General features: G+C 45.2%; 5 protein-coding genes and 1 pseudogene. 5 read left to right on the top strand and 1 reads right to left on the bottom strand.

Translation table 11 applies throughout. The features are described 5' to 3' along the window. The first annotated feature begins 6 nt into the window (after positions 1-6). The 3 genes from DW083_RS07155 to DW083_RS07145 all read left to right on the top strand — a co-directional run bounded on the left by DW083_RS07155 (position 7) and on the right by DW083_RS07145 (position 4334). Positions 7-2316, top strand: coding sequence for a cation:proton antiporter (locus tag DW083_RS07155; protein ID WP_122331915.1), 2310 nt, complete (start codon positions 7-9; stop codon positions 2314-2316). Positions 2317-3091: 775 nt separating this feature from the next. Further along, entirely contained in the window at positions 3092-3691 is a 600-nt protein-coding gene (locus DW083_RS07150; RefSeq protein ID WP_122331914.1) for a hypothetical protein, read from the top strand. A gap of 181 nt (positions 3692-3872) precedes the next feature. After that, the gene (locus tag DW083_RS07145) at positions 3873-4334 is read left to right on the top strand and encodes a lipocalin-like domain-containing protein (protein ID WP_122343661.1); all 462 of its coding nucleotides are present in this window, start codon (positions 3873-3875) and stop codon (positions 4332-4334) included. 121 nt (positions 4335-4455) lie between these two features. Here the strand turns inward: DW083_RS07145 and DW083_RS07140 are convergent. Next, positions 4456-6572, bottom strand: a pseudogene (locus DW083_RS07140) (glycoside hydrolase family 2 protein). Positions 6573-6740: 168 nt separating this feature from the next. Between DW083_RS07140 and DW083_RS07135 the strand changes: the two are divergent. Further along, complete coding sequence (locus DW083_RS07135; RefSeq protein ID WP_122331913.1) at positions 6741-10808, top strand: two-component regulator propeller domain-containing protein; 4068 nt, start codon at positions 6741-6743, stop codon at positions 10806-10808. 151 nt (positions 10809-10959) lie between these two features. Beyond that, on the top strand, positions 10960-14043 hold the full coding sequence (locus DW083_RS07130; RefSeq protein WP_122331940.1) for a TonB-dependent receptor: 3084 nt from the start codon (positions 10960-10962) through the stop codon (positions 14041-14043). Positions 14044-14056 lie beyond the last annotated feature (13 nt).

Here is a 14056-nt window from a genome sequence, read left to right as displayed (position 1 = left end):
TGGCAGATGAGTAAAGGAACAAAGAGTATAGCCTTTTATTTGATGATGATCCTGGTCTTTGGCTCGCTTATGTATTTTATAGTCAAAGAAGGAGAAGGCCGGCAGGTCGAAACAGCGATCCAGTCGATGCAGAATCCCCCTAAAAACATGGGGGAAGGCTTCTTTGTGTTTTTGGATTCCGTCACCCATCACATCCAGTCATCCATTGGGATACTTCTTTTACAGATCATTACGATATTGATCGTCTGCCGCCTGTTCGGCTGGCTGTTTCAAAAGATCGGGCAACCGACCGTTATCGGCGAGATCGTGGCAGGTATCGTACTCGGCCCGTCGGTTCTCGGACATCTCCTGCCGGGAGTATCCGCATTTCTTTTTCCTCCTGAGTCCTTAGGCAATATCACCATATTGAGCCAATTCGGCCTGATTCTTTTTATGTTTGCCATCGGGATGGAGTTAGATATCGGGGAGGTCCGGAAGAAGCTGAAAGAAACGATACTGATCAGTCATACGAGCACGATCGTCCCGTTCTTTTTCGGTATGCTGACCGCCTATTATGTCTATGAATCCTATGCACACAAAGGGACGCCTTTCCTCTCATTCGCCTTATTCATAGGGATCGCCATGAGTATCACGGCGTTCCCCGTGTTAGCGCGTATCATCCAGGAAAAAGGGCTGACAAAAACACATTTAGGGACAATCTCATTAGCAAGCGCCGCCAATGGAGATATCACGGCCTGGTGCCTGCTGGCTGTCGTAATTGCCATTGCTCAGGCCGGCAGTATGCTGAGCGCCGTCTACAATATATTGTTCTCCATCCTCTATATCCTGTTCATGTTCTTCGCCGTACGTCCTTTTTTACGGATGATCGGGCATATCTACCATAATAAAGAGGTAATAGACAAAGCGCTGGTGGCATTGATGTTCCTGTTGCTGATTGTCTCCTCCTATTTTACCGAGATATTAGGGTTGCACGCCCTTTTCGGCGCTTTTATTGCCGGTGTGGTCATGCCGGGAAACATCAAATTCCGCAAGATCATGACAGAGAAGGTCGAAGATGTATCGTTAGCGCTCTTCCTGCCACTCTTCTTCGTTTCGACCGGGTTGCGTACGGAGATCGGGCTGTTGAACACTCCGGAGCTATGGGCGATGTGCGGCATCTTCATCGTTGTCGCTATCATCGGAAAATTCGGGGGCGCCATGTTCTCGGCACGCTTCGTGGGGGAAAGCTGGAAAGACAGCCTCTATATCGGGGCGTTGATGAACACGCGCGGTCTGATGGAATTAGTCGTTCTGACGATCGGTTATGAAATGAAGATATTGCCGCCTTCCATATTCGTCATGTTGGTGTTGATGACATTGGTCACGACATTTATGACCACTCCACTGGTTTCCTTTATCCGGTTCTGTTTCAAGACCCGGGAGAAGCTCAAGGGACATCAGCAATATGCAGAGCCTACCGGTGGCGCGTTTAAAGTCCTGCTTTCGTTCGGACGTGCCGGAAACGGACAGATCATGCTCGATGTCGCCCACCAGATGTTTGCCCGGGGAAAGAAGAAACTCGATTTGACAGCCTTGCACCTGACCGTGGGTTCCGATGTCAACCCGTTGCACACGGACAACTTCGAGGAGGTCAGCTTCGGTCCTATCCTGTATGGCGCCAAGAAGTTAGGTATGCAGATACACACCCGCTACGAGGTGTCTAACAATGCCGGCCAGGACATCTGCGACATTGTGAACAACGAAGGATTCGACTTTTTGCTGGTTGGTTCCGGCATCTCCATGAGCGATTCTCCCGACGATATTGCGGCAACCCGTTATCGCGCTTCTTTCTACAACCGTTACTTCAAACGGCTTAAAGCGCCCGAATCCTGGTTTTATCCCGGTGCTCTGCTGAAAGACAAAACCAAGATGTTCATTGCACGCAGTAACTGCGATGTCGGTGTATTCATCAACCGTAATTTCGTTAAAGCGACCCATGTGTTAGTGATCATCAGCACAGAAGAAGACCTCTTCTTGCTGGATTACACAAGCACGTTGCTGAAAACGACTCACAGCTCCGTCGGCATTGTGAACAAAGCAAGCACGACAACACCGGGTTATGACAAGATCGTTAAGACAATCGAGGATTTCACGGCATCGACTCCTCAAACGAGCCTATTGCCGGACAAGGACCTGACACCCGGTTTATTCAGCGGTTACAACTTTATGCTAATCGGTTACAACACTTGGAACGACGTATCAGAACACCGCAAAGAGGCACTTCAGAAAATGCCGTCGACATTGATTTTGAGCAAAAATCAGTACGAACAGAAATGAGAAATTACAATAACCCCCTTTTTGAGCCATTTTTCTATTTCATCTGAAATCTTGCTCCATTTTGAATTGACTTTTTTCACGGTTTTAACGCTCCCGGCTGACACTCTATAAAAAGAGGTGCCAAGCCCATTCCAAAAAGCGTGCAATTTGATTACCGAAAACCGGAAACGCCGGCAAAGTGATAAACCTTAACTCCCGGAGAATCGAATATTTGAAAACAAAACGGACGGCGTCCCAAATATCGCAAGGAAATTCAGGGGCTTTTTTACCCTTTAGACGGTCCTCTTTCCAATTACGACCGTCCTAATCGCCATTACGACCGTCCTAATCTTCGCGAGCTGCCGAGTGCACTACACATTAGCACGGTCGTAATGGCAAAGAGGACGGTCATAAATGTTGGAAACGCTCTAAAAAGGTGGAAAAGTACCTTTTTGAGGTCAAAAAAGCGGATTAACATTTGTTTGGTTTCGGATGTCTTTTGATGCTGAAAAATGCGTTTTTTACAATAAGCCCCCCTAAGTAGTTGAAAGTTGAAAGTTAAGAGTTGAAAGTTAGAAGAGATCGTAAACGATCCTGTTCCCGCGCTTGACGCGGGATCGCATTAAAACCGACCGTATAAACAACTGATTGATAAGGACCGTTTTATTGCGGCCCCGCGTCAAGCGCGGGGACAGGGCAGTTTTGACACATCCCTAAGCTCTAAAACCGTTCGTTGAAACGAAACGGCAAAAGAGAGCCTGCGGCGGGGGGGGACTTATTGTAAAAAACGCATTTTTTGAGCTCGAAAGACATCCGAAACCGAACAAATGTCAACCCGCTTTTCAGCTGTCAAAAAGGGGCTTTTTCCTATGATCCGGCACCTTATCACCATGAAGAGGGACTTTATTGCTCTGATCCGGAACTTTGTTGCCTTGAAGTCGGACTTCATATAGCACGAAGTCAACCTTCAGAGCGACGAAGCGTTACTTCAAGAGAATTTTCTGCGCACCTCACGGCAACAAGCCTCCAAAATTTCCTTGGGATATTTGGAACGCAGCCCGTCTTCGTCCGCAAATATTCGATTCTCCGGGAGTTAAGGTTTATCACTTTGTCGGTGTTTCCGTATTTCGACAATCAAATTGCACACTTTTCGAAATGGGCTGCGCACCTCATTTCATCTGTTGTCAGTCGAACAGGTAAAACCGTGAAAAGAGTCAATCCAAAATCGATCAAGATTTCGGACAAAATAGAAAAACAGTCGAAACAGGGGGTTATTGTATATTCGCTTCCGTGCCCATGGAAATCAAATTGCATGGGCATGGAAGGCGGAATGGATGGGCATGGAAATATATTTCGTAAATTTATTGTTTTATCACAAATAAGTATTTACATTTGAAACATTGTTAGCTTTAGAACATTTGCTCTGTTCCCAACAAATACAGAGAGTGAGATGGTAATGTTGTTGTATTTGTATTCTGGCAGCTTGCTTTTGACAAGAAAAGTGTGTTGAATAATTTTAACCGATTAATTTAAGAATGATGGTAAATAGTAGTTTTAAGTTTATAAAAAGAGTCTGTATGTTCTTATGTTTAGCTGTATGTTTTGGTTGCGACAGCAATTCTGATAGCGAAGAACAAATAGAGCAAACAGAACAAAGGCCCAACCAACCAACAGAAGCAATTGAAGCAAATCTCAATTGGAAGTTGGCTAAACTTGTAGAAGCTGGGGACGAAATAAAAATACCGGAAGAACTGCTAAAGTCTGAGATAGCATGTGTTATCCAATTTAAGGAGGATGGTACTTTTGATGGACGCATGACTGCAAACGAGATAAACGGTTCGTATGCTTTTAATAAGGAGACAGGAAAAATCGAACTTAAACTTGAAATGCTAACTCAGGTCTTAGATATCCTCTATGGCGATTTTGAAGAGATGTATCTTGATTATCTATTTAAGAAGGTATATTCCTATTCCCAATCCGATGACGGTTTATATCTGTATTTTGGTAAAGATAGTTATTTAAAATATCAAGCTAAATAAAAAACATGGAAACTTTCCATAACAAAGAGGTTGCTCCGCATCACCCGGCTTTATAACCGGGCTGCGGGCAACCTCGTATTACCTGGGGACAACTTGTCCCTACATCAAAAACTTATTTTATCTATTCGAATCCTGCGTGCTCCCCCTTGATGGAGAAAGAGTCAGCTTCACGCTTTTTCTCTCCTGTGTACATCCATTCGATAGAATCTTCATAGGGTTTGCCATCTTTATTAACGACTGTCTTCACGATATTCTTTCCATCTGCCAGCGTAACATTATCTATTATATAATGTACGTCCGTATAGCCCTTATGGATGCCGGACAGTTCTTTACCGTTCAGGAAGACTTTCGGTTCACCGATATTAGAGTAGACAGTGATGGAAGTCACTTTTTTCTCGCGGTCCACATTGCGGCGTTGCGTCAGATAGAGGACAGGGTCTTCGCTCCAGTTTGCCTTATACCAGAAATAAGAATCTTTCTTTGTCTTGCGGTCGAACGTCACCAGACCTTTCATATTGCGCGCCGGAAGGTCGCCGCGGTTTGCCAGGGGTGTCGCGAAATCGAACGTATTCCACAGGTAAGAGGCAACGATATACGGATGCTTGACAATCACGCTCCACTGGTATTCGTGCGTCTTCGTCTGGAACGTTTCCGGATAGAACGGCTTTGTCCAGTTGAGCGAATTGTCGAGGTATTCCGTCTGGTGAGCTAAGTTGGCGTCCGCTCCATATTCCGTCAGCATCAGTTTCTGATCCGGATACTCTTTTTCCAGGCCTTCCACCCAAGGCTCGATGTCCTGCAATTTCTTTTCGTACCAGCCGAAATAGCGGTTCATTCCCTGGATATCGGCATTCAGGTTGACCGGATGTTCCATGTGTCCGTAGCCATTCACCGAAACCGTGTAGCGGTCCGGGTCTTCCGTCTTCGCCAGGTCGTGCAGCGACTTGGTCAGTTCTTTCGTGTATTCATGTGGGTGATAGACTTCGTTATGCAATCCCCAGACATAGATCGAAGGGTGGTTGAAGCTCTGGCGGATCAGTTCGCGAAGCTGGTTGCGGGCATTCTCGGCCTCCTGTCCCGTCACACGGTTGACAAAAGGAATCTCCGCCCAAATGATCAGTCCCAGGCTATCGCAACGGGAATACAGGTAGTCCGACTGCTGGTAATGGGCAAAACGGACGGTTGTCGCTCCGATATCCATAATGGTAGCCAGGTCGAAGTCGTGATTTTCGTTTTTCAAGGCGCTGCCTAATCCCCACCAGTCCTGATGGCGGGTGACGCCATACATCGGATATTTCTCGCCGTTCAGGTAGAAACCTTTACCGGCCACGATCTCATACTTACGCAAACCCAATGGCTGGACAACTTCGTCGATCACTTTTCCGTCCTGAACGAGGCGGCTTACGACTTTATACAGGTAAGGATTCTTGCGTCCCTGCCACAGCGTCGGATTCTTGATCTTGAAATCAGCCTCGAATGTCTGGACGCCCTGTGCGGTCAGGTCGAACGACCGGCTATCTGAGGCAACCTGTTTGCCCTCGCGGTCATAAACCGTGTTTTGCAACGTGAGCGGAGCAGGCTGCAAAGTCCCGTTATCCAGCTTCACTTTAACCTTTACATCGGCTTGTTTCCGGGATACATTCTTCTGGGTAATATAAACGCCTGAAGAGGCGCAATCGGTGACACATATGTTATAAGGTTCGGTCACGATCAGCCACACCGGACGATACATGCCGCCATACACACCGAAGAGCACATGGTTGACAGGAATCACATCCGGGCGCGACGCATTGTCGGCCTTCACGATAATCTCATTATTCTCTCCCGCCTTCAGCAGTGTCCCAATCTCGCAGGAGAAAGCCGAGTAAGCTCCCTTATGCGTGGCGGCAAGCGAACCGTTCACATACACTTCAGCCGTAGCTCCCACACCTTCGAAACGGAGGAACACGCGTTTCCCTTTCATTTCAGCCGGAAAGAAATATTGTTTTTTGTAATAGGCAGCTCCTTCGTAGAATTATTGAACTGCATCTGCATGTCTTTCGCATTCCAGGTATGAGGAATCTCCACTTCCGTCCATCCACTCTCCCATTTCGGCGCATTCACCGCTAACTCTTTACCCGCCGGCGCTTTCTTAAATACCCAGCCGGAATTAAACGATTCCACAATCCGGCCTTCAGCCTGCAAGGCAAAACATACGCAGGCCAGCAATAAGGTTAAACTCAATACTCGTTTATTCATGATGTTTTAATTGATTGAAGTGCAAAAATAAGATTATAACCCTTTCAAACCGTGTAAAATCATCTCAATCCTGTTAAAAATCGTCTCCAAATCGTTATCTTTGCAGAATAGAGACGTACGGCCGTGCGTCTCTACTTTTACCAGGTCTAACTTAATTGAGAACTACAAATGATGAACAGACTCTATATTCTCTATATAATACTGGCGATGCTATATGCAAACCCGGCATATAGCATCGATTTTTTCTTCTCCCACCTGGGAGTAGAAAACGGCCTGTCGCAAGTTTCAGTTCTGGATATTTTTCAAGACTCGGACGGATATATCTGGTTCGGAACACGCAATGGAGCCAACCGCTATGACGGCTACGAATTCATTATCTACCAGAACGAAGTAAACAACACCGCGACATTAAGCGACAACTATATCCGGGGATTTGCCGAAGACAGCCGGAAAAACATCTGGATAGGGACCTCGAACGGCGTCAACTGTATCGATTATAAAACAAAGAATATAACCCGTTTCTATCCCCGTAGCATTAATAAGGATTGTACTTCCAATGTCATCAACAAGTTACTGAGACACTCGGACGGGAATGTCTATGCTTTTTGCAGCCGCTATATATTTAAATGTAAAACAGACCAGACAGTCGAGGCTATATCTGCAGACGAGGCAATCGCATCGCCGGTTTACTCTGTTGCCCAGGATAGCCGGGGAGATATCTATGTCGGGACCGAAAACACAGGATTATATATTTATTCCGCCGACTGGAAATTAAAACATCACGTTCTCTCCGGCAATAATGGGGAAAACAACAAACTGCCTGCCGGCACGATCATGGCCATATTGCCGGATAAGGACGGGAATATATGGATCGGCCTGGATGAAAACGGGATCTGCCTTTTCAATACCCGAACACAAACCCTGACCCACCTGCATAAAGATAATTCAGGCCTGAACAACAACAGCATACGCACGCTTGTCTTTTATAACAATGATTCCATTTTAGCCGGTACCTTCGGAGGGCTAAGTATCCTGAATAAAAAGAATCTGACCGTAACGCCTGCCGGCATCGATATATCCGGCAAAGGCGGACTCAGCCACTATTCGATCCACAGCATGCTGATCGACAGGGATCAAACACTCTGGATCGGGACCTATTCCGCCGGGATCAATTACCATAGCCCTTTTTACCGGCCGGTTTCTTATATCACGACAAACGAATATGCCGGGATCATCGGTAAAGGACAAGAAGACAAATACGGAAACATGTGGTTCGCAACGGAAGGAGCCGGATTATTCTGCTATAACCCGCAGAACGGAAAGAAACAGCTCTATCCGATCAAACCGATTCAGGAAGGGAATTATGAAACCAATATAATTAAATCGATCCTGATACAGGGTGATTCAATCTTATGTTCCACCCACTTCGGTTCGGTCTACCTATTCTCTATCCGGGACAAACAATACAAAATGTTATATAACTTCCGGCATAATGACATCTATTCCTTATATATAGACAGCAACAAGCGACTCTGGATTCCGACTAATAGCGACGAAGATCTCGTCATGATAGACAAAGGCAAGCAAATCAATTCGTTTACGGCAAACGGGACGATCCGTTCCTTTAAGCGGATAACGATGATCAACGAAGTCCAGCCTGATCTTTTCCTGTTCGGATCACTCTCCGACAGCCTCTATCTGTATGATATGAAAAGAGAAACTGTCCGTAACCTTACTCCCGAACTGCAATCCGACCCTCAACTGGAGAGATTGGGGAATATTACGGCCATCCTGCAAGATCCCAATGGTTATATCTGGATTTCTACCGGTAAGAACGGCTTATACCGTCTGGATACTAATCTGAAACTCCTCAAACATTATCAGAAGGAGGACGGCCTGTCCGTTAGCCAGATCAGTTCGTTGACTATAGATAAGAATCAGAATCTATGGGTCGCAACCGGAAGATCATTATATAAACTAAACCGCGAGACAGATACTTTCAGTGAATTGCAAATTGCAGATATACCGCCCCAGGAGTTTACTCTATTCTCGGGCAACAGTGTCTCTTCCGACGGTAACATCTATTTTCCCGGAGATAAAGGAATCCTGTTTTTCGATCCGGACAAAATAATGTTCAACCCCAATATCCCGGAAGTCCATCTTACTTCAATGATCTTAAACAACAAGGAAGAGGTTATCGGTAAGACCGGGAATCAGTCGATCACGCTCGGGGCCAACCAGAATAATATCACATTCAAATACACCGCTTTGAATTTCATTCATTCCGAAAGGAATCAATATGCCTATAAACTGGAGGGAGCCGACCCAACCTGGCACACGGTCGGCAATCGCCGGGAAGCTTACTACAGCAACCTGGCACCCGGAACTTACACTTTCCGGGTAAAGGCATCCAACAACGACGCTGTATGGAATCCGGAAGAAGCCATACTGCACATCACCATAAATCCGCCGTTCTATAAGACATGGTGGGCTTATCTACTGTACATCAGCCTTATCTCTTTCATCATCATCCGTGTTATCCGTTACCAGCACAACAAACATGAGCGGGAGCGGGAAATGCATTATAAACAGATGGAACAGGATAAGGTCAACGAATTGCACAAAGAACGAATGCGTATGTTCACCAATTTCTCGCATGAGTTACGTACGCCTTTAACGCTTATTATCAATCCGTTGAACGACCTGATGCAATATGCTTCCTTCTCCCCGGAAGTCAAAAAGGCCCTGCAACTGATTAAAAAGAATACCGGCCGCATGTTACTTCTGGTCAACAACTTAATGGACATTCAGAAATACGAAGCCGGTAAAACGGTCTTGCAAAAAACATGTTTCAACTTCTCTGCTTTCATACAAGAGATGTATCATTCATTCGAAAGCGTCGCCAACAACCGGGAGATTACTTTCACTTTGGAAAATGAATTGCCGGATTCTTACCGGGTATGCTTCGACGAAGCCGAAATCGAAAAGATATTCTTCAACTTGCTTTCCAATGCATTCAAATTTACACCTTCGGAGGGACATATCACCCTTCGCGTCAGCACTGTCTCGCAGGCCGAATGCGAACTGCTCCCGAATTTCCCTTCCCAATACAATTCGATTTTGGTGGAAGGTAAATATCTGTTTATCGAGGTTATCGATACAGGGAAAGGTATCAGCGATCAGGAAGCGGAAAAAATATTCGAGCCTTTCTATCGTTCGCAGGAAGATATACACCGGCAGATATCCGGTACCGGTATAGGTTTAAGCCTGACCCGTTCCATTATCCTGCAACACAACGGCTGTATCTGGACAGTCAGCTCGGAAGAGAAAGGGACACATTTCATGTTTATCCTTCCCGATACAGAGGAACAGGAAGTCACGATATCAGAGGAACCTGTCCTGTCGAAGTCCGCAGAAATCAGCAAGAAATTCAATCTGCTGGTCGAAGAGACAGAAAACAAGAACAAGCAAACAATTCTGCTGGTGGACGACAACCAGGAAGTGCTCCAATACCTGGAACAACAACTCAGCCTCGATTACATCATACTGAAAGCATTCAATGGGAAAGAGGCATTAACTGTAATCGAAGAATCATTTCCGCATATCGTAGTCAGTGATGTCATGATGCCTGAAATGAACGGGCTGGAACTGTGTAAGCGTATCAAAGAAAACCAGAATTACTGCCATATCCCGGTTATACTGCTTACCGCCAAGTCTATGGTATCCCAGATCGAAGAAGGGTTGGAAGCCGGTGCCGACGATTATATCGTAAAGCCGTTCCAAGTATCCCTGTTGAAAGCGCGTATCCGGAACATACTTTCCCTGCGCGAGAAGATGAAGACGATCTACGGGGAATCGCTCTCGCTCAAACAACTCGGAGTGGAAGAGCCGAAGGAAAACAATGATTTTCTCAAACAGTACATCGATATTGTAAAGGCCAACATTTCCAATCCGGAACTCGATGTATCCGTCATCTATGAAGCATTAAACATGAGCCGGACTAATTTCTACAGAAAAGTAAAAGCCGTAACCGGTTTATCTCCTATCGAACTGATAAAGAATATTCGTCTTGAGGCAGGAGCTAAACTGTTAAAAGAGTCGGACATGAATATTTCCGAGATCGCGCAACATGTCGGTTTCAGTAGCCGTTCCTATTTTGCCCGCAGTTTTAAGGCCGTCTATGGAATGTCGCCGACAGAATATCAGGAAACAGAGTCTCAAAATTCATCAAAATAAATGTTTTTTAGCACGTTGGTATATTTTTATCCCCTTTTGGAATGAAATTACTCGTTCTTGCCTTGCATCTTTCATTCTTTTGACACAAAAAACAAATAGGACCGACAGGTTAAGTATTAATTGTTTAATGTGCTAATAAATTATGAAAGGCATGAACAGACAACTACGAGGGAATTTGCCTCCCAATGAAAAGGCTAACGGAAAGAACAGGTTTCTTTCTTTGCTACTAATCTTTATGGCGTTTATATCCGTACAGGTATATGCGCAAGAAGTAAAAATCACCGGTACGGTAATTGCTGAAGCCGACAAGTTTCCGATTATCGGAGCCAACATTCTGGTAAAAGGTTTGACTATCGGTACTGTTACCGATGCAGACGGAAACTTCTCCCTTGACGTACCCCAAAACTCCACAATCGTTGTTTCATACATCGGATGTGAATCGCAGGAAATCAAAATCACAGGAGCCAAAACGCTGAACATTGTTTTAAAAGACAATGCCATCGGCTTGGATGACGTTGTGGTAATCGGTTACGGTTCTCAGCGTAAATCAGACTTGACAGGCGGCATCGTGGCTGTGGGCGAAGACAAGCTGAAAATGGTTTCAACAAACAACCTGATGGACAAGCTGGCCGGCCAGATTCCGGGTATGAACGTAACAACCGGCAATGCAAAGCCGGGTGAAGACCAGTCTCTGCGTGTACGTGGTGAAAACTCACTGAGTGCAGACAACTCTCCGCTGATCGTTATGGACGGTATTCCTTACAGCGGTTCTTTAGGAGATATCGATCCGGATATCATCGAAAACATGTCCGTATTGAAAGATGCATCTTCTGCTGCCATCTACGGTTCACGTGGTGCCAACGGTGTAATCCTGATCCAGACAAAGAAAGGTAAAAAAGGCGCACCGACCGTAACATACAAAGGACAAGTCGGTATGCAACAGGCACAGCGCCGCATCGACATGATGAAAGGCGATGAATATGTAAAGTATACGCAGGACTACAACCGCATGAAATACGGTTATTCCGGAGATCAGCTCGACCCGCTGACGCTGCTCAACCCGAGCGAACGTACTAACTACCAGAACGGGTCTGAACTGGACTGGCAGGACATCATGTTCCGCAATGCGCTGACAACCAGCCACCAGATTAGTATTTCCGGTGGTACGGATGCAACAACTTACATGGCATCGATCTCTCACCTGAGAGAAGACGGTGTAATGGAGAACACCGGATTAAAACGTACCAACATCGCATTGAACATCACACAGGTATTAAACAAGTGGTTAACCGTCGGAATGGGAACACAAGCCATTCAAAAAGAATTCGGCGGAGAACAGCCTTACTTGGAAGCCGGACTGAAAATGAGTCCTTACGGTATTTACAAAGATGAAAACGACCGTTACGTCGACTATCCGATGGACCAGACTTTGTTCTACAATCCAATGGCAAACATCGACGCAACAAGCGACAAAACAAACCGTAACGTCTTTATTTCCACTTTCGCAGAAATCCAGTTCCCTATCGACGGCTTGTCATTCCGTACAAACTTCGGTTACAACTACCGTAATAACTTTGTCGGATCCTACTACGGAAGAAATACGCTTTCCGGTAAGAAGGTGAATGGGTCTGCCTCTATCGAGAACATCCATTATTATGATTATACATGGGAAAACCTCCTGAAATATAACAAGACATTCGGCTTGCATAAAATCGATGCAACAGCCCTGTTCAGTATGCAGGAAACAACTAAGAAGGAAGCTAAAGAATCGGGCGAGAGCTTTGTAAACGATGATTCCGAATACCACAATATGGCCGGTGCCGAAAAGAATAAGGAAATCACATCCAAACTGACGGAAACAGCCATGTTATCTTATATGTTACGTTTGAACTATTCGTATGCCAACAAGTATTTACTGACGTTGACAGGCCGTTCGGACGGTTACTCTGCATTCGGTGCGAATAACAAATATGCATTCTTCCCCTCTGTGGCTGCAGCATGGAACATTTCTTCCGAAGATTTCATGGAAAGCCAGTCAAACTATATGGATATGTTGAAAGTCCGTTTATCATGGGGTTCCAACGGTAACCAGGCTATCAATGCTTATCAGACACTCGACCGCCTGACACTGACCAATTACATCTGGGGTGACAACGGAACAGTCGTAAACGGTGCTTTCCTGCCTACAAACGGTGTCGGTAACCCGAACCTGAAATGGGAAACTTCACGTACAATCAATGCCGGTATCGACTTCAGTTTCTTCAACGGCCGCCTTTCCGGTAATATCGATATGTATGTGGTAAATACGAAAGATTTGTTGATGAGCCGTACCGTACCTTATATGAACGGTTACAAATCAATCATGGACAACGTCGGTAAAACTCGTAACAAGGGTGTTGAAATCGCTTTAAATTCGATCAATATCCAAAATCAGGAATTCAGCTGGAGCACAAACGTGAACTTCTCCCTGAACCGCGACAAGATTATCGAACTGCGTGGCGACGGAAAAGATGATATCACGAACAAATGGTTTATCGGAGAGCCTTTACGCGTGTTCTATGACTACGACGTTATCGGAACATGGCAGGAAAATGAAACTTATGTTGAAAACGGACATACAATCAAATGGGATGCCGCAAGCGGAAAATATCTGAATGAAGAAGGTAAAGAATATCAGAAAGGCGCTGTTCCGGGTTCTGCCAAACTGGAAGATAAAGACGGAAACGGTTCAATCACTGCCGACGACAAGAAAATTATCGGTTCCAAACTGCCGAGCTTCCTGTTGTCAATGGGTAACCGTTTCGATTACAAGAATATCTATTTCTCATTCCTCCTGAACGGTGTATTCGGACAAACAAAAGAGTTGCACGATTACAACTTCGACCGTTGGATGCCGACATTCAACTATATCAGTGGAATGGATTACTGGACACCGGAAAACCCGACTAATAAAATGACATCGCCGTCATATGTTCCTTATGACAAACATTCATTCTATAAAAAGGCGAATTATGTAAATGTCAAGAATATCACATTAGGCTATACCTTCCCGAAAACAACTTTAAATGCGATCGGAATCAGTGCCTTGTCTGTTAATGTCAGTGTCAATAACCTCTATACATTCAGTAATATCGACAATTTCCTGAATCTGGATGATAACGATGTTAACAGGAATATCCTTGTAACCTATCCTACTGCCCGTTCTTATATGTTCGGATTAAATCTTACATTCTAAACTTATTAAAGAG

Origin of the sequence: Parabacteroides sp. AF48-14 (assembly GCF_003477465.1) — a bacterium.
Classification (GTDB): Bacteria; Bacteroidota; Bacteroidia; order Bacteroidales; family Tannerellaceae; genus Parabacteroides; species Parabacteroides acidifaciens.
The sequence above is the reverse complement of the archived record's forward strand: the minus strand, read 5'-3'. Positions and strand labels throughout refer to the sequence as shown.